The organism is Klebsiella sp. CN_Kp113 (assembly GCF_040064585.1).
Taxonomy (GTDB): domain Bacteria; phylum Pseudomonadota; class Gammaproteobacteria; order Enterobacterales; family Enterobacteriaceae; genus Klebsiella; species Klebsiella michiganensis.
Window position 1 is genome coordinate 44,563 of the sequence record NZ_JBEAID010000069.1, and the last position, 24,781, is coordinate 69,343.

Annotated in this window: 22 protein-coding genes and 1 pseudogene; 13 read left to right on the plus strand and 10 right to left on the minus strand. The window is 56.9% G+C overall.

Features of this window, described 5'->3' with window-relative positions; all coding sequences use genetic code 11:
• Positions 1 to 98: 98 nt before the first annotated feature.
• On the minus strand, positions 99 to 1,547 hold the full coding sequence (gene tolC, locus ABLV30_RS27215; protein WP_004854252.1) for an outer membrane channel protein TolC: 1,449 nt from the start codon (positions 1,545 to 1,547) through the stop codon (positions 99 to 101).
• A gap of 195 nt (positions 1,548 to 1,742) precedes the next feature.
• Here tolC and nudF point away from each other — a divergent pair, with 195 nt between their 5' ends.
• Genes nudF through parE form a run of 5 tightly spaced genes read left to right on the plus strand, consistent with a single transcriptional unit; the run spans position 1,743 to position 6,147 of the window.
• A complete protein-coding gene (nudF, locus tag ABLV30_RS27220) occupies positions 1,743 to 2,375 on the plus strand; it encodes an ADP-ribose diphosphatase (RefSeq protein WP_004854249.1) in 633 nt (210 codons plus the stop codon).
• Positions 2,372 to 2,794 carry a DUF1249 family protein gene (locus ABLV30_RS27225; protein WP_004854247.1) on the plus strand — a complete coding sequence of 141 codons (423 nt, stop codon included), beginning with the start codon at positions 2,372 to 2,374 and terminating at the stop codon, positions 2,792 to 2,794. Before nudF ends, ABLV30_RS27225 begins: the two co-directional genes overlap by 4 nt.
• A gap of 24 nt (positions 2,795 to 2,818) precedes the next feature.
• On the plus strand, positions 2,819 to 3,646 hold the full coding sequence (gene cpdA / locus ABLV30_RS27230) for a 3',5'-cyclic-AMP phosphodiesterase (RefSeq protein ID WP_004854245.1): 828 nt from the start codon (positions 2,819 to 2,821) through the stop codon (positions 3,644 to 3,646).
• The gene (yqiA, locus tag ABLV30_RS27235; RefSeq protein ID WP_004854243.1) at positions 3,646 to 4,221 is read left to right on the plus strand and encodes an esterase YqiA; all 576 of its coding nucleotides are present in this window, start codon (positions 3,646 to 3,648) and stop codon (positions 4,219 to 4,221) included. The genes cpdA and yqiA overlap by 1 nt, the downstream gene beginning before the upstream one ends.
• 30 nt (positions 4,222 to 4,251) lie before the next feature.
• Positions 4,252 to 6,147 (plus strand): DNA topoisomerase IV subunit B, encoded by a 1,896-nt coding sequence (gene parE, locus ABLV30_RS27240; protein WP_004854242.1) that lies wholly within the window; start codon positions 4,252 to 4,254, stop codon positions 6,145 to 6,147.
• A 41-nt stretch (positions 6,148 to 6,188) separates the two neighbouring features.
• Here parE and ABLV30_RS27245 read toward each other — a convergent pair whose 3' ends face one another.
• From ABLV30_RS27245 to qseB, 4 genes are all read right to left on the minus strand, one after another.
• The gene (locus ABLV30_RS27245; protein WP_004125281.1) at positions 6,189 to 6,503 is read right to left on the minus strand and encodes a putative quinol monooxygenase; all 315 of its coding nucleotides are present in this window, start codon (positions 6,501 to 6,503) and stop codon (positions 6,189 to 6,191) included.
• A 91-nt stretch (positions 6,504 to 6,594) separates the two neighbouring features.
• Positions 6,595 to 7,176 carry an NAD(P)H-dependent oxidoreductase gene (locus ABLV30_RS27250; protein WP_014226872.1) on the minus strand — a complete coding sequence of 194 codons (582 nt, stop codon included), beginning with the start codon at positions 7,174 to 7,176 and terminating at the stop codon, positions 6,595 to 6,597.
• Between the two features lie 106 nt (positions 7,177 to 7,282).
• Complete coding sequence (gene qseC / locus ABLV30_RS27255) at positions 7,283 to 8,632, minus strand: quorum sensing histidine kinase QseC (protein WP_265801098.1); 1,350 nt, start codon at positions 8,630 to 8,632, stop codon at positions 7,283 to 7,285.
• Positions 8,629 to 9,288 (minus strand): quorum sensing response regulator transcription factor QseB, encoded by a 660-nt coding sequence (gene qseB, locus ABLV30_RS27260; RefSeq protein ID WP_014226870.1) that lies wholly within the window; start codon positions 9,286 to 9,288, stop codon positions 8,629 to 8,631. Before qseB ends, qseC begins: the two co-directional genes overlap by 4 nt.
• A 150-nt stretch (positions 9,289 to 9,438) precedes the next feature.
• Between qseB and ABLV30_RS27265 the strand changes: the two genes are divergently transcribed.
• The 6 genes and pseudogenes from ABLV30_RS27265 to ABLV30_RS27290 form a co-directional block, all read left to right on the plus strand.
• Positions 9,439 to 9,846: a YgiW/YdeI family stress tolerance OB fold protein gene (locus tag ABLV30_RS27265; RefSeq protein WP_014839568.1), complete on the plus strand. Its 408-nt coding sequence runs from the start codon at positions 9,439 to 9,441 to the stop codon at positions 9,844 to 9,846.
• Between the two features lie 77 nt (positions 9,847 to 9,923).
• On the plus strand, positions 9,924 to 10,793 hold the full coding sequence (locus ABLV30_RS27270) for an AraC family transcriptional regulator (protein ID WP_009651841.1): 870 nt from the start codon (positions 9,924 to 9,926) through the stop codon (positions 10,791 to 10,793).
• A gap of 122 nt (positions 10,794 to 10,915) precedes the next feature.
• Positions 10,916 to 13,174, plus strand: a complete 2,259-nt coding sequence (gene parC / locus ABLV30_RS27275; protein ID WP_014226868.1) for a DNA topoisomerase IV subunit A — start codon at positions 10,916 to 10,918, stop codon at positions 13,172 to 13,174.
• A gap of 192 nt (positions 13,175 to 13,366) precedes the next feature.
• The gene (gene plsC, locus ABLV30_RS27280; protein WP_004125254.1) at positions 13,367 to 14,104 is read left to right on the plus strand and encodes a 1-acylglycerol-3-phosphate O-acyltransferase; all 738 of its coding nucleotides are present in this window, start codon (positions 13,367 to 13,369) and stop codon (positions 14,102 to 14,104) included.
• Positions 14,105 to 14,188: 84 nt separating this feature from the next.
• Positions 14,189 to 15,601: a cell division protein FtsP gene (gene ftsP, locus ABLV30_RS27285; protein ID WP_265801100.1), complete on the plus strand. Its 1,413-nt coding sequence runs from the start codon at positions 14,189 to 14,191 to the stop codon at positions 15,599 to 15,601.
• Between the two features lie 30 nt (positions 15,602 to 15,631).
• Positions 15,632 to 17,845: pseudogene (locus ABLV30_RS27290) on the plus strand (YgiQ family radical SAM protein); the annotation flags it as partial.
• Between the two features lie 154 nt (positions 17,846 to 17,999).
• On the opposite strand, the gene ABLV30_RS27295 reads toward ABLV30_RS27290, so the two are convergent.
• The 3 genes from ABLV30_RS27295 to yqhD all read right to left on the minus strand — a co-directional run bounded on the left by ABLV30_RS27295 (position 18,000) and on the right by yqhD (position 20,677).
• The gene (locus tag ABLV30_RS27295; RefSeq protein WP_265801102.1) at positions 18,000 to 18,455 is read right to left on the minus strand and encodes an HIT family protein; all 456 of its coding nucleotides are present in this window, start codon (positions 18,453 to 18,455) and stop codon (positions 18,000 to 18,002) included.
• Positions 18,456 to 18,553: 98 nt separating this feature from the next.
• Positions 18,554 to 19,381, minus strand: a complete 828-nt coding sequence (gene dkgA, locus ABLV30_RS27300) for a 2,5-didehydrogluconate reductase DkgA (protein WP_025105927.1) — start codon at positions 19,379 to 19,381, stop codon at positions 18,554 to 18,556.
• A gap of 132 nt (positions 19,382 to 19,513) precedes the next feature.
• On the minus strand, positions 19,514 to 20,677 hold the full coding sequence (gene yqhD, locus ABLV30_RS27305) for an alcohol dehydrogenase (protein WP_025105928.1): 1,164 nt from the start codon (positions 20,675 to 20,677) through the stop codon (positions 19,514 to 19,516).
• 196 nt (positions 20,678 to 20,873) lie between these two features.
• Between yqhD and ABLV30_RS27310 the strand changes: the two genes are divergently transcribed.
• Positions 20,874 to 21,773 (plus strand): AraC family transcriptional regulator, encoded by a 900-nt coding sequence (locus ABLV30_RS27310; protein ID WP_014226863.1) that lies wholly within the window; start codon positions 20,874 to 20,876, stop codon positions 21,771 to 21,773.
• A gap of 44 nt (positions 21,774 to 21,817) precedes the next feature.
• Here the strand turns inward: ABLV30_RS27310 and yghB are convergent, their stop codons facing one another.
• Together yghB and metC are read right to left on the minus strand one after the other, a co-directional pair.
• Positions 21,818 to 22,477, minus strand: coding sequence for a DedA family general envelope maintenance protein YghB (gene yghB / locus ABLV30_RS27315; protein ID WP_004125241.1), 660 nt, complete (start codon positions 22,475 to 22,477; stop codon positions 21,818 to 21,820).
• A gap of 132 nt (positions 22,478 to 22,609) precedes the next feature.
• Positions 22,610 to 23,797, minus strand: coding sequence for a cystathionine beta-lyase (metC, locus tag ABLV30_RS27320; protein ID WP_004854212.1), 1,188 nt, complete (start codon positions 23,795 to 23,797; stop codon positions 22,610 to 22,612).
• A gap of 251 nt (positions 23,798 to 24,048) precedes the next feature.
• Here metC and exbB point away from each other — a divergent pair, with 251 nt between their 5' ends.
• Positions 24,049 to 24,780 carry a tol-pal system-associated acyl-CoA thioesterase gene (exbB, locus tag ABLV30_RS27325; RefSeq protein WP_004854209.1) on the plus strand — a complete coding sequence of 244 codons (732 nt, stop codon included), beginning with the start codon at positions 24,049 to 24,051 and terminating at the stop codon, positions 24,778 to 24,780.
• Position 24,781: the final 1 nt, after the last annotated feature.

Consider the following 24,781-nt stretch of genomic DNA (forward strand, 5'->3'; position numbering starts at 1 on the left):
AGCGAATAGGGGCGGAAAGCGGGGGATCTTTACGTTGCCTTACGTTTAACGCTTCGCTTACCCGCGGGGTAAGCGAAGCGTGGAGTGCGCAAGCTTAATTACTGGCGGAACGGATTGCTGCCGCTGGTGCTGCGTGCGGAAGCCGGTTTTGCCGCGGCGGTGTTGCTGTAGCCGTCAGCGCTGGCATCCTGCTGCGGATTTTCCGGCGCCACGCTGTCCGGCGAGGTCGGAATCGCTTTACCCAGCGTGTTGTTCAGCGCAACCAGGTCCTGCTCGTTCAGCGTACCGAGCGCGGACTTGATGTTCAGCTCGTTAATCAGGTAGTTATAACGCGCGTTGGACAGCTGCTGTTTTGCGTTATACAGCGTGGTGGTCGCGTCCAGGACATCGACGATGGTACGCGTACCCACTGAATAACCGGCTTCCATGGCATCCAGTGAACTTTGGGCAGACACCACGGCCTGTTTGTAGGCATTGATGCTGCTGATGGACGCGTTCACGTTGTTAAAAGAGGAACGAACGGTCTGCACCACGCTACGATGCGCGCTTTCCAGCTGCTCGCTGGCGCCGACAAAGTTGTACTGCGCCTGTTTAACCTGGGAGTTCACCATCCCGCCCTGATACAGCGGCAGGGAGAAGTTCAGGCCGATTTGGTTCTGCCCGATATCTCTGTCCTGCGTGGTGTTTTTAGAACCACTGTAGCTGTTATTAGATACGCTACTGGACGCGTTTAAATTCAGGGTCGGCAGATGCCCATCCTGCGCCTGGCGAATTTGCTCGCGCGCCAGGTCCTGGCTGAGTCGGGCCTGCAGCAGCGACAGGTTGCGGTTTTCCGCTTCTTTCAGCAGCGCGTTCACCGCCGATGGTTTAGTGGTTTTAAAACCATCAACGTTCAGCGAGGCCAGCTCCGGATAGTAGTTGCCGGTCACCTGGCGCAGCCCTTCTACGGCGTTATCGAGGTCGTTGCGCGCGGTGACTTCATTCGCCAGCACGGCATCGTACTGCGAACGGGCGTTCTGTACGTCAGTAATCGCCACCAGGCCAACGTTAAAGCGCTGGGTGGTCTGATCTAACTGGCGGTAAATAGCCTGTTTCTGCGCTTCGGTATAGGAGAGCGTATCGATCGCGGCCAGCACTTTAAAATAGGCCGTCGCGGTGTTCAGAATCAGCGTTTGCTGATCCGTCTGATAGGTGACGTCCTGAATGCCGGCGTTCTTTTCCTGCAGCGTCAGCGCACGCCATTTCGACATATCAAACAGAACCTGCGTGAGCTGCAGCGATCCGCTGGTGACGTCGGAATTCTGGTCTTTAGCATCACGGAAGCCGCTGGTATAGGTATAATCTGCACCCAGACCGAGCTGTGGCAATAACGGGCTACGCGCTTCGTTGATCTTCTCGAATGCGGCATCACGATCGGCTGCTGATTTACGCAGATCAGGGTTGCTGACACGCGCCTGCTGATAAACCTGCAGCAGGTTTTCAGCCTGGCTCATGGCGCTGAAGCCAGTCAGGCCCAGGCCGATAAGGATGGGAAAGAGTTTCTTCATTTGCATTCCTTGTTGTGAAGCATTTAGCGCTACTCAAATTCTAAAAATAATCACTGATTGTATAGAGTCTGTTACCGTAAAAAGTTGGCGTTATGTGCCATGGGGCGGTAATTTGCACCAATCTAGCATACGAGCCGTAAAACGGTAGCCACACCGCCTATAAATTCATAACTTCATGTTCTACAGGATATCGAAATGAGCGACGTCAATCAGCAGGGGATTACCTTCTCTAAAAACGATGTAGAAATTATTGCACGCGAAACGCTTTATCGCGGTTTTTTTTCGCTCGATTTATATCGTTTTCGCCATCGCCTGTTCAACGGTGGGATGAGCGGCGAAGTGACCCGCGAAATTTTTGAGCGCGGCCACGCCGCAGTCTTGCTACCCTTTGACCCGGTACGCGATGAAGTTGTGCTCGTCGAGCAGATCCGTATTGCGGCGTATGATACCAGCGCGAGCCCGTGGCTGCTCGAAATGGTCGCCGGTATGATAGAAGAAGGCGAGTCTCCTGAAGATGTCGCCCGTCGTGAAGCGGTGGAAGAGGCCGGGCTTATTGTTGGCCGGGTTAAACCGGTCCTCAGCTACCTGGCCAGCCCCGGCGGCACCAGCGAAAGGCTGTCTATTATGGTGGGTGAAGTCGATGCAACGACGGCAAAAGGAATTCATGGACTGGCCGACGAAAACGAGGATATTCGCGTTCATGTGGTGAGCCGGGAACAGGCTTACAGATGGGTGGAAGAGGGGAAAATCGACAACGCAGCCTCTGTCATCGCGCTGCAATGGCTGCAACTGCATTATCACAATTTACGAAACGAGTGGACAAAATGAAGCGTTATACGCCTGACTTTCCTGAAATGATGCGCCTGTGTGAAACCAACTTTGCCCAGCTGCGCCGCCTGTTGCCGCGAACGGATGCAGCGGGAGAAAAGGTGAGTTACCAGGTGGGCAACGCGCAATACCGATTAACCATCGTCGAATCGACCCGCTACACTACGTTAGTGGCGATTGAACAGACGGCGCCGTCGGTGAGCTACTGGAGTCTGCCGTCAATGACGGTACGGCTCTATCACGATGCAATGGTCGCTGAAGTGTGTTCAAGTCAGCAGATCTTTCGCTTTAAAGCGCGGTATGATTATCCTAATAAAAAGTTGCATCAACGCGACGAAAAGCATCAAATTAATCAGTTTCTGGCCGATTGGCTGCGATACTGTTTTGCACATGGAGCGATGGCGATTCCGGTTTGTTAGCGTCGTGAAACCTAAGGACACCATTTGGAAAGCCTGTTAAACCTACCTTTGGCTGGTGAGGCCAGAGTCAGGATATTACAAATTACCGATACTCACCTGTTTGCTGAAAAACATGAAACGCTGTTAGGTATCAATACCTGGGAAAGCTATCAGGCCGTACTGGATGCGATCCACGCCTCACAGCGAGAGTGCGACCTGATCGTTGCTACAGGCGATTTGGCGCAAGATCACTCTGCCGCGGCCTACCAGCATTTTGCTGAAGGCATCGCGAGTTTTACTGCACCCTGCGTCTGGCTACCGGGTAATCATGATTTTCAACCGGCAATGTACAGCACGCTGCAGGAATCCGGCATCTCTCCCGCTAAACGCGTATTGCTGGGCGACCACTGGCAAGTATTGCTGATGGATAGCCAGGTGTTCGGCGTGCCGCACGGCGAGCTGAGCGATTTCCAGCTGGAATGGCTTGAGCAGAAGCTGACCGAAGTTCCGCAGCGCTATACGCTGCTGCTGTTGCACCATCATCCCATGCCGTCAGGCTGTAGCTGGCTGGATCAGCATAGCCTGCGCAATGCCGGGGCGCTTGATTGCGCGCTGGCCGCTTTTCCTCGCGTTAAGCATCTGCTCTGCGGCCATATTCACCAGGAGCTGGACCTTGACTGGAACGGACGGCGCATGATGGCCACGCCATCCACCTGCGTGCAGTTTAAGCCGCACTGCGCGAACTTCACGCTCGATACCGTCTCCCCAGGCTGGCGCTGGCTGGAACTGCATCCTGACGGCACATTGACCACTGAAGTTTGCCGCCTCGAAGGCGTGAAATTTCACCCGGATATCGCTTCAGAAGGATACTGATGTCTACGCTTCTCTATCTGCATGGTTTTAACAGCTCGCCTCGGTCGGCAAAAGCGACTGCGCTGAAAGCGTGGCTGGCGCAGACCTATCCTGACATCTCGATGGTGATACCGGAGCTCCCGGTTTATCCCGCGCAGGCGGCTGAGCATCTGGAGTCTATCGTGCTGGAGCATGGCGGTGAACCGCTGGGCGTTGTCGGGTCGTCGCTGGGGGGATATTACGCGACCTGGCTATCGCAGTGCTTTATGCTGCCCGCCGTGGTAGTGAACCCCGCGGTGCGCCCGTTTGAGCTGTTGAACAATTTCCTTGGCCCCAATGAGAATCCATACACGGGGCAGCAATATGTGCTAGAGTCTCGCCATATTTACGATCTCAAGGTCATGCAAATTGACCCGCTGGAAGCGCCGGATTTAATCTGGTTATTGCAGCAAACGGGTGATGAAGTGCTTGATTACCGCCAGGCCGTGGATTATTTCGCCTCCTGCCGACAAACGGTAGAGGAGGGCGGTAATCACGCATTTGTTGGCTTTGAAGATCATTTCACTCAGATTATCGATTTTCTGGGCCTGCGCTGAGCGGTTCGGAACGACCTACGAATACACACCATGACGCAATCTTCATATAACGCTGATGCCATTGAGGTACTCACCGGGCTAGAGCCGGTTCGCCGCCGTCCGGGAATGTACACTGATACCACACGTCCAAACCATCTTGGTCAGGAAGTTATTGATAACAGCGTGGATGAGGCCCTGGCCGGTCACGCGAAACGCGTGGAGGTGATTCTCCATGCCGATCAGTCGTTGGAAGTTATCGACGATGGACGCGGAATGCCGGTGGATATCCACCCTGAAGAGGGGGTTCCGGCAGTTGAACTGATTCTTTGCCGCCTGCACGCCGGGGGGAAGTTCTCCAATAAGAACTACCAGTTCTCCGGCGGCCTGCACGGCGTAGGGATTTCGGTGGTCAACGCCTTATCGAAACGCGTTGAGGTGAACGTGCGCCGCGACGGCCAGGTCTACAGCATCGCGTTTGAAAACGGCGATAAAGTAGAAGATCTCCACGTGACGGGTACCTGCGGTAAGCGCAATACCGGGACCAGCGTGCACTTCTGGCCGGACGAAAGCTTTTTCGATAGCCCGCGTTTTTCCGTCTCGCGCCTTTCTCATTTATTAAAGGCCAAGGCCGTTCTCTGCCCGGGCGTAGAGATTGTTTTCCGCGATCTGGTTAACGACAGCGAACAGCGCTGGTGCTACGCCGATGGTCTGACCGACTATCTTAGCGAAGCGGTTAACGGCCTGCCGCTGCTGCCGGAAAAACCGTTCGTCGGCACCTTCTCCGGCGATACCGAAGCGGTTGACTGGGCGCTGCTGTGGCTGCCGGAAGGCGGTGAACTGCTGACCGAAAGCTACGTCAACCTGATCCCGACGATGCAGGGCGGTACCCACGTTAACGGCCTGCGCCAGGGGCTGCTGGACGCCATGCGCGAGTTCTGCGAATACCGCAATATTCTGCCGCGCGGCGTGAAGCTGTCGGCGGAAGATATCTGGGAGCGCTGCGCCTACGTCCTGTCCGTGAAGATGCAGGACCCGCAGTTTGCCGGGCAAACGAAAGAGCGCCTCTCTTCACGTCAGTGCGCCGCGTTTGTTTCAGGGGTGGTCAAAGATGCCTTCAGCCTGTGGCTGAACCAGAACGTTCAGTCGGCAGAGCTGCTGGCGGAAATGGCGATTTCCAGCGCCCAGCGTCGCCTGCGCGCGGCGAAGAAAGTGGTGCGTAAAAAGCTGACCAGCGGTCCGGCGCTGCCCGGTAAGCTGGCGGACTGTACCGCCCAGGATTTGAACCGAACCGAACTGTTCCTTGTGGAAGGGGATTCGGCGGGCGGATCGGCCAAGCAGGCGCGCGATCGCGAGTATCAGGCGATCATGCCGCTGAAAGGTAAAATCCTGAACACCTGGGAAGTCTCTTCCGATGAGGTGCTGGCTTCTCAGGAAGTGCATGATATTTCCGTCGCTATCGGTATCGATCCGGATAGCGACGACCTGAGCCAGCTGCGCTACGGCAAGATTTGTATTCTGGCGGATGCCGACTCCGACGGCCTGCACATCGCGACGCTGCTGTGCGCGCTGTTCGTCAGGCACTTCCGCACGCTGGTTAAGCAGGGTCACGTCTATGTGGCGCTGCCGCCCCTGTACCGTATCGACCTCGGCAAAGAGGTGTATTACGCGCTTACAGAAGAAGAGAAAACCGGCGTGCTGGAGCAGCTTAAGCGCAAGAAAGGCAAGCCGAACGTGCAGCGCTTTAAAGGGCTGGGTGAGATGAACCCGATGCAGCTGCGCGAGACCACGCTGGATCCGAATACCCGCCGTCTGGTACAGCTGATTATCAACGATGAAGACGAGCAGCAGACGACCGCCATGATGGATATGCTGTTAGCGAAGAAGCGTTCTGAAGATCGGCGTAACTGGCTGCAGGAGAAGGGCGATCTGGCGGAGCTGGACGGATAATAAAAAATCGGCCGGGAAACCGGCCGATGTCGTTTGCTTGCTTAAATACCCGCTTCAAGAATACGAATATTCATTTCCAGCACGTCGCCTTTCACGGCTTCGCCGTAGGCTTTCATGTGCGGCGTCTGCAGGTGCGCTTCAAGATGCGCGACGCTTTCCCACTGCTCGACCATCACGATGGAATCCGGTGAAGTAGTCTGAAAACTGACGCCAGCGGCGTGATCCACCAGCGGCGCATAGCCGTGGCAGCCTTCTTCCTGGAGAACGGTCGGGGTAATTTTTGCGAACTGATCCAGCACCGCCTGACGATGGTGTTGGCCCGGACGAGTGCGAATTTCAGCGATCACTGTCAACATGGTTAACTCAACTCCTTCTGTATATTCTCATCATACTTCAAGCCGCCGCTAAAATGAGCCGCGCTTGTCGTCTTTTCATAACTCACTACAGTTAACCAAAAATTTCCGCCAGATGCTTGCGATATTCTGCCGTATAACGCGGAACATCGGGCATTTTGATCACATCGTTGGCGATGAAGGTGGGCAGGGCGCTCATCCCAAGGAACTGGTTGGCCTTATGAAATGGCAGGTACACGCCGTCGACGCCAACGCCGTGGAAGAACTGATCTTTCTCGGTGAAAGCTTCCATCGGCGCGTTCCAGGTCAGGGACAGCATATATTTTTTCCCCTGAATCAGGCCGCCGGAACCATATTTCTTACTGGCGTCGGAGCGGGTGCGGCCATCGCTGGCATACAGCGCGCCGTGACCTTCGGTAAAGACATCATCAATGTACTTTTTCACCGTCCACGGTGCGCCCATCCACCAGCCCGGCATCTGCCAGATAACCACATCTGCCCAGAGAAAATTCTGCACTTCTTCTTTTATGTCGTAGTCGCTCTCGGCGCGGACGACCTTAACATCATGCCCGGCGTCGCGCAGATAACCATCCGCGACCTCGGTCAGGGTGTCGTTCAGCTGGCCGTTAGAGTGGGCGAATTTTTTCGCACCGTTAATAATCAGGATGTTGCTCATTTTTTATCCTCAACTTTTCAATTTTGAGGCTAATTTTACCCCGCAGGGCAAAGCGGTAAAATGAGCAAAATGTGCAAAGTCTTTTGCTTTTTTAGCAATAATGTCGCTACCAGCGAATGCGCGCCTCGAATCCGCCGTCCCGGGCGTTGTCGAAGCTGGCCGTCATCCCGTGCAGCGCGGCGATGCGTTTGACGATGGAGAGCCCAAGGCCGCTGCCGGGCTGTTCCTGGCCGGGAGGGCGATAAAAGCGCTCGCCGATGCGCGTCAGGGCCTCGGCGCTGATGCCCGGGCCGTTATCGCGTACGCGAAATTCACCCGCATCAAGGATGATGTCGACCTGGCTTCCGGCGGCGCTATAGCGCACGGCGTTATCCAGAAGATTGCGCACCAGCAGGCTCAGCAGCAGCGGCTGGCCGGTGCGCGTGATGTTTTTCGCGTTCAGGTGCAGGCGTAGCTCAACGCCGGCCTGCTGGGCGGGGTGGTACATCTCCATGACCGCCGACTGCAGCAGTTCATCAAGGGCGATAGTCTGGAGATCGTCCAGCAGCGCCAGCGAATCCAGACGCGACAGGGTGAGCAGCTGGTCGACCAGGCGAGTGGCGCGATCGATTCCCTGGTGAAGCTGCGCCAGCGCTTTATCCAGCCCTTGCGGATCGTCCGTTGAGAGCTGAGCCACTTCGGTCTGCACCTTCAGCGCCGCCAGCGGGCTGCGCAGCTCGTGGGCGGCATCGGACGTGAAGCGACGCTCGCGGATCATGGTGTCATGCGTCCGGGTAAAGAGCTGATTTAGCGCGTCGACCAGCGGGCGAACTTCGCTGGGCACGTTCTCGCTATTTAGCGTTTCGGCGGAGTCCGGCGCCCGGGCGCGCAGCGTGGTGGCCAGCTTTTTCAGCGGCGCCAGCTCCCGGCTCAACAGCACGATGAGCAGCAAAAACATCAGCGGCAGCGCAACCAGCCAGGGCGTAAGCTGGGAGGTGACGATATCCAGCGCCATCTCGCGGCGATAATCCCACTCCTGACCGACGGCGATACGATGGCGACCGTCGCGGGTGGTAAGCCACAGGAAGCGCCACTCGTCATCGTCGCCGCGCAGGTAGCCATCGCTGAACCCCTCCCGATGGTTACCCCACGGGATATCCTGGCCATTTTCGCCATCGTTAAGCACCATTTTGCCATCGGCGGTAAAGATAGCGAAAGCCAGCGCATCGTCATCGAGATGGCCATGTTTGACCTTTTTCTGCTCCCGCTCCTGCGGAGCGAGGGTATGGAGTTCGTCAACATTCATCGCGCTCAGGCGGCGGGCGAACAGCAGCTGCTGGGTATCGAACAGCTTATCCAGTTTGTCGGCGGTTTGTTGCCAGGCCACAAGGCTGGCAATGCCCCAGGCGGCGCTGGTCAGCAGCAGAAAAAGCAGCGTCAGGCGGACGCGCAGGCTCAGTCTACCCAGTCGTTTCATGCATCCCCCAGGGTATAGCCGATGCCGTGCACGGTGCGAATGAAGCCGCTGCCGAGCTTACGGCGCAGATGATGGACGTGCACTTCTACCGCGTTACTGGAGACATCGTCATCCCAGCTATAGAGCTTTTCCTCAATCAGCTTACGCGGCAGCACGCGTCCGGCGTTGCGCATCAGGAGTTCCAGCAGAGCAAACTCCTTTGGCTTGAGCGGCAGGCTCTCGCCGTTTAGCGTGGTCGTGAGTCGGCCTGGATCGAGAACAACATTGCCGTGCCGCAGCTCGCTGCTGCTGTGGCCGTGGGCGCGACGCATCAGCGCTTCCAGACGCGCGGCGACTTCAACCAGTGCGAAAGGTTTGCAGAGGTAGTCATCGGCGCCGAGACGTAACCCTTCAACGCGCTGGCTGAGCGCGTCGCGGGCGGTGAGGATCAGTACCGGTTCGTGGCGGCCTTTGTCGCGCCATTCGCGCAGAATATCCAGCCCATCGATGCCGGGCAGGGTCAGGTCCAGAATAATGGCGTCGTAAGGGGCGTGGTACAGCGCGGCTTTGCCCTCTTCGCCGCGGGTAAACCAGTCGACGCTGAAGCCCAGCTTGGTCAGGCCGGTTTTAAGGCCGTCGCCGATCAGTTTGTCGTCTTCCACCAGTAAAATGCGCATTTTCTGCTCCTGTGTCCCTCGGATATTCCCGCAGTAAAGCGCGTTGCGGCGCGCGCTGTACAGGAATAAAATTTATTTTTTCCGCTTAAGAAGTCGTTAAGTTTTGCCCGGTGTAATAGTGACGATATAAACACAAAGGGAGAACACATCATGAAGAAAATCGCCGCAATGACCGCTATCATCGCCTTAGTTTCCATGCCGGTACTGGCCGCCGGGCAGGGCGGATTTTCCGGACCCGGCTCGACGCAAACCAGCCAGACGACCACGCAAAACGGCGGGTTCATTGGCCCGAACGGGAGCGTAACGACGGTTGCGAATGCGAAAAGCCTGCGTGACGATACCTGGGTGACCCTGCGCGGTAAAATCGTGGAGCGTATTTCCGACGACCTGTATAAATTCCAGGACAGCTCCGGCACCGTGAACGTCGATATCGATCACAAGCGCTGGAACGGCGTGACCGTGACCCCGCAGGATACGGTAGAGATTCAGGGTGAAGTGGATAAAGACTGGAACTCAGTGGAAATCGACGTAAAGCAGATTCGTAAAATCACGCCATAATTTTCTTATCATCTTAAGCAAGATCGGTCAGGAACCGCACTCCTCGCTCTGTCAGAGTATGTTTCCGGGAGGATGCGATGAACGATACTCAGGTAAGCCCGGCCTTTGCCGGGCGTTTTCAGCAAGTGTGCTTGTACATTGAACGCCATCTGGACACGCCGCTGTCGCTGGAGACGCTTAGTGCGATAGCCCACAGCTCGCCGTATCATTTTCACCGGCAATTCAGCGCCTATAGCGGGGTACCGCTCTATCGCTATATCCAGTGGCTACGTCTGCGTCGCGCCTGTTGGCGACTGGCGTTTAATCCACAGGAAAAGATTATCGATATTGCCCTTGATGCGGGGTTCCAGAATCCTGAGTCGTTCAGCCGTGCCTTCCGCAGCGCTTTCGCGCAAAGCCCCAGCCAGTTCCGTCAACAGCCGGACTGGCTGGAATGGCATCGACGCGTGCCGAAACATACGCTACAGGAGCAACACCCGATGGATGTTAAAATAATCCAGCTACCTACCACTCAGATCGCGAGGCTGCGGCATCGCGGCAACCCTGATTTAGTCAATGAGACCGCCGCGAAGTTTATCGCCTGGCGCAAGGTGAGCGGTCTGTCCCCGGTCGCCAGCTGCGCAACCTGGGGAATCTCCTGGGACGACCCCGCGGCCACGCCGGCTGACGATTTTCGTTTCGATATTGGCGGTACGGTCAGCCAGCCGGTGCCGGAAAACAGCTTCGGCGTGGTGAATGGCGAGATCCCCGGCGGACGTTGCGCAGTGGTGCGTCATCACGGATCTCTGGACACGCTCGCGCAGAGCATCTGGTTTCTTTATCGCGACTGGCTGCCCGCATCGGGAGAGTCGCTGCGCGATTTCCCTGTTTTCTTTCGCTACCTCACTTTCGTGCATGAAGTCGGTGAGCATGAGCTGCAGACGGACGTTTATCTTCCGCTGAAATGAAGGATGTCCACTGAATTCCTCAACCAGCCTAACGCCCTGTGACTCAGGGCGTCAGATAGGGTATTATCGCCGGTAGTTTTGCCGTCCGAACGGCCGGTACGCAGATTGAGGATTCACGATTAATGAGCGATATGGCAGAGCGCCTTGCGCTGCATGAATTTACGGAAAACGCCTACCTGAACTACTCCATGTACGTCATCATGGACAGGGCGCTGCCGTTTATTGGCGATGGCCTGAAGCCGGTCCAGCGTCGCATCGTCTATGCGATGTCTGAGCTGGGTCTCAACGCCAGCGCCAAGTTCAAAAAGTCCGCCCGCACCGTCGGCGACGTGCTGGGTAAATACCATCCGCACGGCGATAGCGCCTGCTATGAAGCCATGGTGCTGATGGCGCAACCCTTCTCTTACCGCTATCCGCTGGTTGACGGTCAGGGGAACTGGGGGGCACCGGACGATCCTAAATCCTTCGCCGCGATGCGTTATACCGAATCCCGTTTGTCGAAGTATGCTGAACTGCTGCTGAGCGAACTGGGGCAGGGCACCGTTGACTGGGTACCGAACTTCGACGGCACTTTGCAGGAGCCGAAGATGCTGCCTGCGCGCTTGCCTAATATTCTGCTCAACGGCACTACCGGCATTGCCGTCGGCATGGCGACGGATATTCCGCCGCACAACCTGCGTGAAGTCGCTCAGGCGGCCATTACCCTGATTGAAAAACCGCAGACCTCGCTGGACGATCTGCTGGATATCGTACAGGGGCCGGATTACCCGACCGAAGCGGAAATCATCACCCCCCGCGCCGAGATCCGCAAAATCTACCAGAATGGCCGCGGTTCGGTGCGGATGCGCGCGGTGTGGGCGAAAGAAGACGGCGCGGTGGTGATCAGCGCGCTGCCGCATCAGGTTTCCGGCGCCCGCGTGCTCGAGCAGATCGCCGCCCAGATGCGCAACAAAAAGCTGCCGATGGTGGATGACCTGCGCGACGAATCGGATCACGAAAACCCGACTCGCCTGGTGATCGTCCCGCGCTCTAACCGCGTGGATATGGAGCAGGTGATGAACCACCTGTTCGCGACGACCGATCTGGAAAAGAGCTATCGTATCAACCTGAATATGATCGGGCTCGATAACCGTCCGGCGGTAAAAAACCTGCTGGAAATCCTCTCGGAATGGCTGACTTTCCGCCGCGATACCGTGCGCCGTCGTCTCAGCTACCGTCTGGAAAAAGTCCTTAAGCGCCTGCATATCCTGGAAGGTTTGCTGGTGGCGTTTCTGAATATCGATGAAGTTATCGAAATTATCCGTCACGAAGATGAGCCTAAGCCGGCCCTGATGTCGCGCTTTGGCATCAGCGAAACTCAGGCGGAAGCGATTCTGGAATTAAAACTGCGCCATCTCGCCCGGCTGGAAGAGATGAAGATTCGCGGTGAGCAGAACGAGCTGGAGAAAGAGCGCGACCATCTGCAGGCCATTCTGGCGTCTGAACGCAAAATGAATAACCTGCTGAAGAAAGAGCTGCAGGCCGACGCCGACGCCTTTGGCGACGATCGCCGTTCGCCGCTGCGCGAGCGTGAAGAAGCGAAAGCGATGAGCGAGCACGATATGCTGCCGTCCGAGCCGGTCACCATCGTTCTGTCGCAGAGCGGCTGGGTGCGCAGCGCCAAAGGCCACGATATCGACGCGCCGGGGCTGAACTATAAAGCGGGCGACAGTTTTAAAGCCGCAGTGAAAGGGAAGAGCAATCAGCCGGTGGTCTTTATTGACACCACCGGGCGTAGCTACGCGATTGACCCGATCACCCTGCCGTCCGCACGCGGACAGGGCGAGCCGCTCACCGGTAAGCTGACGCTGCCGCCGGGGGCGACGGTAGAACATATGCTGATGGAGGCCGATGACCAAAAACTGCTGCTGGCTTCCGACGCAGGATACGGGTTTATTTGTACTTTCAACGATCTGGTCGCGCGCAATCGTGCCGGTAAGACGTTGATTAGCCTTCCGGATAACGCGCACGTAATGCCGCCGCTGGTGATTGAGGATGAGTCCGATATGCTGCTGGCCATTACCGCAGCCGGCCGCATGCTGATGTTCCCGGTGAGCGACCTGCCGCAGCTGTCGAAAGGCAAAGGCAACAAGATCATCAGTATTCCGTCGGCGGAAGCGGCTGCGGGCCAGGATGGCCTGGCGCACCTGTTCGTTCTGCCGCCGCAAAGTACGCTGACGATTCACGTCGGCAAACGGAAAATCAAACTACGTCCGGAAGAGCTGCAAAAAGTCACCGGCGAGCGCGGCCGCCGCGGCTCTCTGATGCGCGGATTACAGAAAATTGACCGGGTGGAGATTGATTCACCGCGTCGCGCCTCCGCGGGCGATAGCGAAGAGTAGGAACATCCTCCCCCGCGGTTCGGCGGGGGAGGTTAATATTTACCGCAAAATCGTTGTTTATTCAGGCATTGCGATGAACAATATCCGCCAGCGTCATTCGAGATGCGCAACGCGCTTTGCAATGATGCCCGATGCCTGCAATCTGCGAAACAGCGAGTATAATTCTAAGCGGTTTGGGTTTCAGAGGTAGCTATGCTATTTATTTTTCGACTAATTATCGTTGTCATCTATTGTATTCTGGTCTGCATCTTCGGCTGTATTTATTGTCTGTTCAGCCCGCGTAACCCTAAGCACGTCGCCACCTTCGGCCACCTGTTTGGCAAACTGTCGCCGGTCTTCGGCCTGAAAGTCGAGCTGCGCAAGCCAGCCGACGCGGAAAGCTACGGCAACGCTATCTATATCGCTAACCACCAGAATAACTATGATATGGTGACGGCATCAAATATCGTGCAGCCGCCGACCGTGACCGTAGGTAAAAAGAGCCTGGCGTGGATCCCCTTTTTCGGCCAGCTCTACTGGCTGACGGGGAACCTGCTGATCGATCGCAATAACCGGGCAAAGGCGCATGGCACTATTGCCGAAGTCGTGAACGCATTTAAAAAGCGCAATATCTCTTTTTGGATGTTTCCGGAAGGGACCCGCAGCCGCGGCCGCGGTTTGCTGCCTTTTAAAACCGGCGCTTTTCATGCTGCTGTCGCGGCTGGCGTGCCCATTATTCCGGTGTGCGTGTCTAATACATCGAATAAAATTAATCTCAATCGCCTGAATAACGGTCTGGTGATTGTAGAAATGCTGCCGCCGGTAGATACCAGCCAGTATGGAAAAGAGGGCGTTCGCGCGCTGGCCACGCACTGCCGCGAGCTGATGTCCGCGAAAATCGCTGAGCTGGATAAAGAAGTTGCCGAACGCGAAGCGGCCGCAAAGAAATAACACAGGAAACGCCGCAAACAGCGCGCGGATTGCTGGCGGGAAACGAATTCCCTTATTAATTAGTCAGTATTTCATGGAGTTAATATGTCACTCAGTCGGCGTCAGTTCATTAAGGCTTCAGGCGTAGCGCTGTGCGCGGGCGCCGCGCCGCTGAAGGCACAGGCCGCTGGCCAGCAGCCTGCGCTGCCGATCCCCCCTCTGCTGGAGTCCCGCCGCGGGCAGCCGCTATTCTTGACGCTACAGCGCGCGCACTGGTCGTTTACGCCCGGTACCCGCGCCTCGGTGTGGGGGATTAACGGTCGCTATATGGGGCCAACCATTCGCGTCTGGAACGGCGACGATGTCAAGCTGATCTACAGCAACCGCCTGACGGAAAACGTGGCGATGACCATCCGTGGTCTGCAGGTCCCCGGTCCGCTGATCGGCGGCGCCGCGCGCATGATGTCCGCTAACGCCGACTGGGCGCCGGTACTGCCAATCCGCCAAAGCGCGGCGACCCTATGGTATCAGGCCAACACCCCAAACCATATGGCAAAACAGGTCTATAACGGCCTGGCCGGCATGTGGCTGGTGGAAGATGATGTCAGTAAGAATCTGCCGATCCCCAATCACTACGGCGTGGATGATTTCCCGGTGATTATTCAGGACAAGCGTCTGGATAACTTCGGTACGCCTGAATACAGCGAGCCCGGTAGCGGTGGTTTCGTGGGCGATACGCTGCTGGTGAACGGCGTACAGGGGCCTTTCGTTGAGGTGTCGCGCGGCTGGGTGCGCCTGCGCCTGCTGAATGCGTCCAACTCCCGTCGCTATCAGCTGCAGATGAGCGATGGCCGATTGCTGCACGTGATTTCCGGTGACCAGGGGCTCCTGCCCGCGCCGGTTTCGCTGAAGCAGCTGTCGCTGGCGCCGGGCGAGCGTCGAGAAATTCTGGTCGATATGACCAACGGCGATGAAGTGTCGATCACCTGCGGGGAAGCGGCAAGCATCGTCGATCGTATTCGCGGCTTCTTCGAACCGTCGAGCATTCTGATCTCCACGCTGATTCTGACATTGCGCCCGACGGGCCTGCTGCCGCTGGTGACCGATAGTCTGCCCGTGCGTTTGCTGCCGACGGAAATTCTGGCCGGCGCGGCGATTCGCAGCCGTGAGATCACCCTTGGCGACGATCCGGGGATCAACGGTCAGCTGTGGGATCCGCAGCGTATCGATATTACGGCGCAGCAGGGCACCTGGGAGCGCTGGATTGTGCGCGCCGATCGGCCGCAGTCGTTCCATATTGAAGGCGTCATATTCCAGGTGCGTAACGTCAACGGCTCCGCGCCGTTCCCGGAAGATCGCGGCTGGAAGGATACCGTCTGGATCGACGGCCAGGTTGAACTGTTGGTCTATTACAATCAGCCCTCCTGGCCGCACTTCCCGTTCCAGTATTTAAGCCAGACGCTGGAGCTTGCCGACCGGGGCTCCATTGGCCAGATTCTGGTGAATCCGGCGCCGTAATTTATTCTGTCCCGGTTCCATGCGGCCGGGATTGGAAAAACCTCCTTCATTTCTTCCATCGTTCCGGCTTATAATCGCCGCCCTTTTTGATTATTTTTTTATCATTTCCCCGGAAGCAATATGAGCGCAATATCCCTGATCCAACCGGATCGTGACCTTTTCTCCTGGCCGCAGTACTGGGCCGCCTGCTTTGGCCCCGCGCCGTTCTTGCCGATGTCGCGAGAAGAGATGGATCAACTTGGCTGGGATAGCTGCGACATCATTCTGGTTACCGGCGATGCCTATGTCGATCACCCGAGCTTCGGCATGGCGATTTGCGGACGCATGCTGGAAGCGCAAGGGTTTCGCGTGGGGATTATTTCCCAGCCGGACTGGAATAATAAAAACGATTTTATGCGCCTGGGTAAACCGAATCTGTTCTTCGGCGTCACCGCCGGCAACATGGATTCGATGATCAACCGCTACACCGCCGACCGCAAGCTGCGTCATGACGATGCCTACACGGCGGGTAACGTTGCCGGTAAACGCCCGGATCGCGCCACGCTGGTCTATACCCAGCGCTGTAAAGAAGCCTGGAAAGATGTCCCGGTGATCCTCGGCGGTATCGAAGCCAGCCTGCGCCGTACCGCGCACTACGACTACTGGTCTGATACCGTGCGTCGCTCGGTTCTGGTGGACTCCAAAGCCGATATGCTGATGTTCGGCAACGGCGAGCGTCCGCTGGTGGAAGTGGCGCACCGTCTGGCCGCCGGCGAGCCCATCGGGCAAATTCGTGACGTACGCAACACCGCCATCATGGTGAAAGAGGCGCTGCCGGGCTGGAGCGGAGTGGATTCCACGCGTCTGGATACACCGGGGAAAATCGACCCGATTCCGCATCCGTACGGTGAAGATTTGCCGTGCGCGGATAACAAAACCGTCGCACCGCCAAAACAGGAAGCGAAGCGCGTTACCGTGCAGCCCCCGCGTCCGAAGCCGTGGGAGAAGACCTACGTCCTGCTGCCTTCCTTTGAGAAGGTGAAAGGCGACAAGGTTCTCTACGCGCACGCGTCGCGTATTCTGCACCATGAAACCAACCCCGGCTGCGCCCGCGCGCTGATGCAGAAGCACGGCGAGCGCTATATCTGGGTTAACCCGCCCGCAATCCCGCTCTCCACCGAAGAGATGGATAGCGTGTTTGCCCTGCCGTATAAGCGCGTTCCGCATCCCTCATACGGCGATGCCCGCATTCCGGCCTACGAGATGATCCGCTTCTCGATTAACATTATGCGCGGCTGTTTTGGCGGCTGTTCCTTCTGCTCAATTACCGAGCATGAGGGGCGTATCATTCAGAGCCGTTCCGAAGATTCGATCATCAATGAAATCGAAGCGATTCGCGACACTGTTCCCGGTTTTACCGGCATTATTTCCGATCTTGGCGGCCCAACGGCCAACATGTATATGCTGCGCTGCAAGTCGCCGCGCGCCGAGCAGACCTGCCGCCGCCTGTCATGCGTTTATCCGGATATCTGCCCGCATATGGACACTAACCATGAGCCGACGATTAATCTCTATCGCCGCGCCCGTGACCTGAAAGGCATCAAAAAGATCCTCATCGCTTCCGGCGTACGTTACGACATCGCCGTTGAAGACCCGCGCTATATCAAAGAGCTGGCTACCCACCACGTTGGCGGCTATCTGAAGATTGCCCCGGAGCATACGGAAGAGGGACCGCTGTCGAAAATGATGAAGCCGGGTATGGGCAGCTACGATCGCTTTAAGCAGCTGTTTGATACCTATTCGAAGCAGGCCGGTAAAGAGCAGTATCTGATCCCATACTTTATTTCTGCCCACCCCGGCACGCGGGATGAAGATATGGTGAATCTGGCGCTGTGGCTTAAACAGCATCGTTTCCGCCTGGATCAGGTGCAGAACTTCTATCCGTCGCCGCTGGCGAACTCGACCACCATGTATTACACTGGCAAGAACCCGCTGGGTAAGATTGGCTATAAGAGTGAGGATGTGGTGGTGCCGAAGGGTGACAAACAGCGCCGCCTGCACAAGGCGCTGCTGCGCTATCACGATCCGGCCAACTGGCCGCTGATCCGCCAGGCGCTGGAAACCATGGGTAAAAAGCACCTGATCGGCAGCCGTCGCGATTGCCTGGTACCGGCGCCGACGATCGACGAAATGCGCGAAGCGCGTCGCCAGAACCGCCATACCCGTCCGGCGCTGACCAAGCATACGCCGATTGTGCACCAGCGCTCGAACGGCGGGGCGACGGCGAAGAAGCCCGTAAAACGCGGTAAGGTTGCCGGTCGTTAATTCGGCTGCCTGCCCGCTGGCGCTTCTGTATGACCGGGCCTGATAATTCCGGGCCCGGTCAGCCGCTTGCCAAACGGCAAAGCAAATTCTATGGCTATGCCTCTCTGATTCTGGCCGCCAGCGCCGCCAGCTTTTCATCATCCGCCCGCTCATGATCGTGGGAAGAGAGATAGCCTTCATATTGCGCAAAAAACTTAGTCTGACGCGACTCGATAGGCCGCCACTGGGTCATATCGCTGGTGCCGTGCATCGGGCTGAGTTTGCTGTGGACATGGTCAACGCCATAGCCTTCAAAAAACATCCCCGTACGGCCCACGTCATCAAAGGCTTTATCCAGAAGCTTCGCCACCTTCTGCGTCGCCAGCACCAGATCGGCCAATGCCTGCGGCGGCATATCAAACGCATAGCTGGGGTAGTGCTTCTTCGGGATCACGACCGTAAAACCGTCGGTATTAGGGAAAATAGAGAGAAAGGCGAGGTGGTGTTCATCTTCCCACACCTTATGGCAGGGGGCTTTCCCCTCAACAATTTGGCAGAAAATACAGCTCATCAGCACGCATCCATTTGATTGCAATAAACCCTGAATGTACGTGGTTTTAGCCAGATAGCAAAGCGATGCTCCGCCGGAAGCCGACGGAGCAGGAAAGGTTAACCGCCGAACTGATCCGGGTCTGGCCCCAGGCGTTTGTTCTGGTCCAGTTTAGTGATTTCACTCAATTCATCTTTATCAAGACGGAAGTCCCAGACGTTAAAATTCTCGGCAATGCGCGATGGCGTCACCGATTTCGGGATCACCACCAGGCCGCTGTCGAGATGCCAGCGGATAACGATCTGCGCCGGGGTTTTACCGTATTTATCCGCCAGTTGACGAATAATTTTCTGATCGAATACCCCTTCGCCGCCCTGCGCAAGCGGGCTCCAGGACTCGGTCTGGATCTTATGCGTCGCATTCCAGGCGTGAAGCTGGCGCTGCTGCATCAGCGGGTGAAGTTCAATCTGGTTTATCACCGGAGCGACGCCGGTTTCATCGATGATTTTTTGCAGATGATGAACCTGGAAATTACAGACGCCGATGCTTTTTGCCAGTCCCTGCTGCTGCAGCTCAATTAAGCTTTTCCAGGCGTCGACGTAATGGTTAGTTGCCGGAACCGGCCAGTGAATGAGGTATAAGTCGACGTAGTCGAGCTTCAGTTTTTTAAGGCTTTCCTGCAGCGCTTCTTTGGGCTGTTTTTGATCGTCATTCCACAGTTTCGTGGTGACGAACAGCTCATCGCGGGCGACGCCTGCGCTGCTTAACGCATTGCCGACGCCGGTTTCATTCTGGTACACGGCGGCGGTGTCAAACGAGCGATAACCGACTTCCAGCGCCTTATGAATGGCGGAGACGACTTCCTCGTTGCCTGCTTTCCACACGCCGAGCCCCAGCTGCGGCATCAGGTTGCCGTCGTGTAGTTTTATAACGGTTGGATGTGTCATGCCTTCCTCCTGTTAATGAACTCAGCGGAATAAATTCCGCTGAGGGGTAGCATTAAGTCTGGACGAAATAGCTAAAAACGGTAGTTAAACTCCTCTCCTTTGCGCGAGTTTACGCGTCGGAGAGGGCGTTGATTAGCGCGCAGCCTCGTAAATACGGCGGCTGACGTCCAGCGTAATATCCTGATTTTCACCGAGCTGGGTCATGCCGTGCTCTTCCAGTTTCGCCAGCAGCGCCGGGATGGAGCTGCCATCCAGACCGTAGGCGGAAAGGCGCGTCGGGACGCCCATCTGTTCGAAGAAATCACGCGTTGCGGCGATGGCGGCGTCAATGCGCTCTTCCTCGGAACCTTCGGTGATGTTCCAGACGCGGGCGCCGTACTGCAGCAGCTTGGCGCGTTTAGCATCGCGTTTTTCATTCCACAGGGCCGGCAGAACGATAGCCAGCGTCTGGGCGTGATCGAGACCGTGCATGGCGGTCAGCTCGTGGCCGAGCATATGGGTCGCCCAGTCCTGCGGCACGCCTGCGCCAATCAGGCCGTTCAGCGCCTGGGTGGCCGCCCACATAATATTGGCGCGAACGTCGTAGTTTTCCGGCTCTTTCAGCGCTTTCGGGCCGTCTTCCACCAGGGTCAGCAGAATACCTTCGGCAAAGCGGTCCTGGATTTTGCCGTCGACCGGATAGGTAACGTACTGCTCAACGGTATGGACAAATGCGTCAACGACGCCGTTAGCCACCTGGCGCGGCGGCAGGGTGTAGGTGTAAACCGGATCCAGAATAGCGAACACCGGCTGGACGTGGGTGGACATAAACGCGCGTTTGTCGCCGGTGGTTTTACGCGAGATCACCGCGCCTTTATTGGATTCGGAACCGGTCGCCGGCAGCGTCAGCACGGAGCCCATCGGGATAGCGCTGGCCACTTTGCTGCCGTAGGTTTCGAGGATTTCCCACGGATCGCTATCGGCTGCATAGTGGGCCGCCGCGGCGATGAATTTGGTGCCGTCGAGAACGGAGCCGCCGCCCACCGCCAACAGGAAAGTGATCTTTTCATCACGCGCGATTTTCACCGCGTTCATCAGCGTTTCGTAGGCCGGGTTTGGCTCGATGCCGCCAAATTCCCGAACGTCAATGCCGTTCAGCGCGCTCAGAACCTGATCAAGCACGCCGGTTTTCTTCACGCTACCGCCGCCGTAGGTGACAAGCACGCGTGCATCCGCCGGGATTTGATCGCGCAGATTTTCAATCGCGCCTTTACCGAACAGAATACGGGTTGGGGTATGTAGGTCGAAATTATTCATGGCTGGTGCCCTCAAATAGATAAAACCGCCAACAGAGACAATACCTCTGCCAGATGACGGACATTGTGTTCCCGCGGGCCGTTCCCCTCAATGCACATTCCTGCCGTTGTCTTGCCCATTTCTCCTTGGGGCTGGAGAAATTCGCCGGAAGTGCGCACAATGCGAAGGTATAAAAACGTTCGGAGAAGCACGATAAATGAACCGCGCTGAGATATGCCAGCTATTAACGCATAAGGTTAATCAGCTGAAAGATAAAGAAGAAATGCTTAATGCTCTGCTGCCGGATATTCGCCTGCTGTACGGTACCCAGCCGGGGACGCGCACGCCGGTTATGTATCAGCCGGGGATCGTTTTTCTCTTTTCCGGGCATAAAATTGGCTACATTAACGAGCGTACCTTTCGCTATGACACCAATGAGTATCTGCTGCTGACGGTACCACTGCCGTTTGAATGCGAAACCTTCGCCACTCCGGAAGTCCCGCTGGCGGGGATTCGGCTGAACGTCGATATTCTTCAGCTGCAAGAACTGCTGATGGATATCGGGGAAGATGAGCAGTTTCAGCCGTCCATGGCGTCGAGCGGGATCAACTCTGCGGTGCTGTCCGAAGAGATATTGTGCGCGGCGGAGCGCCTGCTGGATGTCATGGAGCGCCCGCTGGACGCGCGCATTCTTGGCAAACAGATTATCCGCGAAATTCTCTATCACGTGCTGACCGGGCCGTGCGGGGGGGCGCTGCTGGCGCTGGTCAGTCGTCAGACCCACTTCAGCCTGATTAGCCGCGTATTGAAGCGTATTGAAAGCCAGTACACAGAGAACCTCAGCGTCGATCAGCTGGCGGCGGAAGCGAATATGAGCGTCTCGGCGTTCCACCATAACTTTAAGTCAGTCACCAGCACCTCTCCGCTGCAGTACCTGAAAACCTATCGCCTGCATAAAGCGCGCATGCTGATGATCCACGATGGTATGAAGGCCAGCGCGGCGGCGATGCGGGTGGGGTATGAAAGCGCGTCGCAGTTCAGCCGCGAGTTTAAGCGTTATTTCGGCATGACGCCGGGGGAGGATGCGGCGCGTATCAGAACGATTCAGGGGATGTGACGAACGATGTAAGGGCGGCGAATTCGCGCCGCCCCGGTAAACGATCAGGCGTTACAGTATTTCTTTTTAATCACCACGATAACCGTACCGAGCAGCCCGGCGATCAGCAGCGCGATAGGCAGAATCATCAGGCAGGTCATAACCTGATCTTCATGGCGCTTAACGAAGGGAATCATGCTCAGCGCATAGCCCAGACCGGTGACTACGCCAACCCACAGCAGCGCGCTCAGCCAGTTGAAGAACTGGAAGCGGCGGTTTGGCAGCCCGGAAATGCCCGCCATGGTAGGCAGAAGGGTGCGAACAAACGCCAGGAAACGCCCGGCCAGCAGCGCCAGCAGGCCGTGTTTGTCAAACATGCAGGTTGCCCGCTGATGGTACTTATGCGGCAGATGCCCAAGCCAGCGCTTAACCGTAACGGTGTTACCCAGCCAGCGCCCCTGGATATAGCTCAGCCAGCAGCCGAGGCTGGCCGCGGCGGTTAAAATGGCGACCGTAGGTACAAAGTCCATTACGCCTTTGGCGATGAGCGCCCCGGCGAGCAGCAGCAGGCTATCGCCCGGTAAAAATGAGGCGGGCAGCAGACCGTTTTCCAGAAACAGGGTTGCGAACATGACCAGATATACAACGCCCACAACGTGGGGGTTTGCCAACGCGGCAAAATCATGCTGCCACAGCGCGGCGACAATTTCTTGAATGACAACCATGGACTTTCCTAAGTGGTACCGTGTTTTTTGTCTAGTGTACTCCTGAAGAGGCTCGGGCACCTTGATCCCGGGCGCAACTAAAGCGGCCGTTTTTCTAAAAAACGTCCGCTATTGTTGCCACTGACCGTCACTTTACACGATACGCGCGAAGCCCGCCGCTAAATCATCCAGCAGATCGGTAACATTTTCTAACCCGATATGAAGGCGAATCAGCGTGCCGCTGAAATCAACTTCAGCATCAGGACGGATTGCGGCAATGTGTTCCGGCTGGTTGGCTAAAATCAGCGATTCAAAGCCGCCCCAGGAGTAGGCCATGCTGAACAAGCTGAAGTGGTCCAGATAAGCGGAGAGTTCGGCGTCGGTCAGGCGTTTATTGAGCACGAAAGAGAACAGACCGCTGCTGCCGGTGAAGTCGCGCTTCCAGTACTCATGGCCTTTGCTGCCGGGCAGGGCGGGATGATTCACGCGCGCCACCTGCGGATGCTGCGCCAGCCATTCGGCAATCTGCAGGCTGCTTTCATGGTGCTGACGCAGGCGTACCGCTAAGGTGCGCAGACCGCGGCTGGTCATATAGGCGGTATCGGCATCCACCATTTGCCCCATCAGATAGGCGTTTTCGCGCAGCTGCGCCCAGCAGCGCTCATTGGACACGGCGGTACCCACCATCGCGTCGGAATGGCCGATCAGATATTTGGTGCCGGCCTGAATGGAGATATCGATACCAAACTCCAGCGCTTTAAACAGCACGCCCGCCGCCCAGGTGTTGTCGATCATAATGATGGCTTCGGGAGCGACGCGACGTACCGCCGCGACGATCGCCGGAACATCATGGACTTCCATGGTGATGGAGCCGGGGGATTCGAGGAACACCACGCGGGTGTTCGGCTGCACCAGACGGGCGATATCGCCGCCGATGAGCGGGTCGAACCAGCCGGTGGTGACGCCGAGTTTGGCGAGAATTTTCGTACAGAAATCCTGGGTAGGCTCATAGGCGGTGTTGGTCACCAGAATATGGTCGCCCTGCTCGACGAACGCCAGAATGGTATTCGCGACCGCCGCCGCGCCGCAGGGGAAGAGGGCGCAGCCGGCGCCGCCTTCCAGCTCGCACATCGCTTCCTGCAGGGAGAAATGGGTCAGCGTCCCGCGACGCCCGTAGAACAGCTCGCCTTTGGCGCGGTTGCGCGTCGCGTGCTTTTTCGCTTCGACGGTGTCGAAAACCAGCGATGAGGCGCGCTGAATGACGCTGTTTACCGAGCCCAGGGTGTATTTTTTGCTGCGCCCGGCGTGAACCAGCGCAGTATCAAGATGTTTATCAGCCATGTTCAGATAACCTGTTTTTATACGTCTGGACGTCTAAACTAACATGAATACCCGTTGATGTACCGGGTCGCGGCGGATACAGGTAAAAATTTTATCAACGGCGGGGTCAGCAACTTTTTTACTGCGTAAGCGCAAGGAAAATAAACGTGATTTGCTGCACAGTGTAAATACTAATGAGAACCACTATCAATTCGATGTCGTTTTGATATTATTGTGCGCAGATTTTGTGATTTACGTCCTGGAGATACAGTGTGGGTAATAATTTGATGCAGGCGGATCTCTCCGTTTGGGGTATGTATCATCATGCCGATATTGTCGTTAAGGTTGTGATGATCGGCCTGATTCTGGCGTCGGTAGTCACATGGGCTATCTTTTTCGGCAAAGGCGCAGAGATCCTGGCCAGCAAGCGTCGCCTCAAGCGCGAACAGCTGCTGGTTGCTGAAGCACGCTCTCTCGACCAGGCCAGCGATATCGCTAACGGTTTCGATGCGAAAAGCCTGACCTCGCGCTTGATCAACGAGGCGCAGAACGAGCTGGAGCTTTCCGCAGGTTCTGAAGATAACGAAGGCATTAAAGAACGTACCGGTTTCCGACTGGAGCGTCGCGTGGCGGCGGTAGGTCGTTACATGGGACGCGGCAACGGTTATCTGGCGACCATCGGCGCGATTTCCCCGTTCGTCGGCCTGTTTGGTACCGTCTGGGGCATCATGAACAGCTTTATCGGGATTGCCCAGACCCAGACCACTAACCTGGCGGTGGTTGCTCCGGGTATCGCGGAAGCGCTGCTGGCCACGGCAATTGGCCTGTTCGCTGCGATTCCGGCGGTGGTCATCTACAACATTTTTGCCCGCATGATCGCCAGCTACAAAGCGTCCCTTGGCGATGTCGCCGCCCAGGTTCTGCTGCTGCAAAGCCGCGACCTGGACCTGAGCGCCAGCGGCGTTAAGCCGGTACGTACCGCCCAGAAACTACGCGTAGGTTAAT

Excerpts from the sequence above, each read along its gene's own strand:
- ABLV30_RS27295 (WP_265801102.1), bottom strand. The coding sequence starts at position 18,455 with ATGAGCTGTATTTTCTGCCAAATTGTTGAGGGGAAAGCCCCCTGCCAT.
- yqiA (WP_004854243.1), top strand. The coding sequence starts at position 3,646 with ATGTCTACGCTTCTCTATCTGCATGGTTTTAACAGCTCGCCTCGGTCG.
- yqhD (WP_025105928.1), bottom strand. The coding sequence starts at position 20,677 with ATGAATAATTTCGACCTACATACCCCAACCCGTATTCTGTTCGGTAAA.
- parC (WP_014226868.1), top strand. The coding sequence starts at position 10,916 with ATGAGCGATATGGCAGAGCGCCTTGCGCTGCATGAATTTACGGAAAAC.
- nudF (WP_004854249.1), top strand. The coding sequence starts at position 1,743 with ATGAGCGACGTCAATCAGCAGGGGATTACCTTCTCTAAAAACGATGTA.
- yghB (WP_004125241.1), bottom strand. The coding sequence starts at position 22,477 with ATGGTTGTCATTCAAGAAATTGTCGCCGCGCTGTGGCAGCATGATTTT.
- ftsP (WP_265801100.1), top strand. The coding sequence starts at position 14,189 with ATGTCACTCAGTCGGCGTCAGTTCATTAAGGCTTCAGGCGTAGCGCTG.
- ABLV30_RS27310 (WP_014226863.1), top strand. The coding sequence starts at position 20,874 with ATGAACCGCGCTGAGATATGCCAGCTATTAACGCATAAGGTTAATCAG.
- ABLV30_RS27270 (WP_009651841.1), top strand. The coding sequence starts at position 9,924 with ATGAACGATACTCAGGTAAGCCCGGCCTTTGCCGGGCGTTTTCAGCAA.
- dkgA (WP_025105927.1), bottom strand. The coding sequence starts at position 19,381 with ATGACACATCCAACCGTTATAAAACTACACGACGGCAACCTGATGCCG.
- ABLV30_RS27245 (WP_004125281.1), bottom strand. The coding sequence starts at position 6,503 with ATGTTGACAGTGATCGCTGAAATTCGCACTCGTCCGGGCCAACACCAT.
- ABLV30_RS27225 (WP_004854247.1), top strand. The coding sequence starts at position 2,372 with ATGAAGCGTTATACGCCTGACTTTCCTGAAATGATGCGCCTGTGTGAA.
- ABLV30_RS27250 (WP_014226872.1), bottom strand. The coding sequence starts at position 7,176 with ATGAGCAACATCCTGATTATTAACGGTGCGAAAAAATTCGCCCACTCT.
- qseB (WP_014226870.1), bottom strand. The coding sequence starts at position 9,288 with ATGCGCATTTTACTGGTGGAAGACGACAAACTGATCGGCGACGGCCTT.
- tolC (WP_004854252.1), bottom strand. The coding sequence starts at position 1,547 with ATGAAGAAACTCTTTCCCATCCTTATCGGCCTGGGCCTGACTGGCTTC.
- ABLV30_RS27265 (WP_014839568.1), top strand. The coding sequence starts at position 9,439 with ATGAAGAAAATCGCCGCAATGACCGCTATCATCGCCTTAGTTTCCATG.
- metC (WP_004854212.1), bottom strand. The coding sequence starts at position 23,797 with ATGGCTGATAAACATCTTGATACTGCGCTGGTTCACGCCGGGCGCAGC.
- qseC (WP_265801098.1), bottom strand. The coding sequence starts at position 8,632 with ATGAAACGACTGGGTAGACTGAGCCTGCGCGTCCGCCTGACGCTGCTT.
- plsC (WP_004125254.1), top strand. The coding sequence starts at position 13,367 with ATGCTATTTATTTTTCGACTAATTATCGTTGTCATCTATTGTATTCTG.
- parE (WP_004854242.1), top strand. The coding sequence starts at position 4,252 with ATGACGCAATCTTCATATAACGCTGATGCCATTGAGGTACTCACCGGG.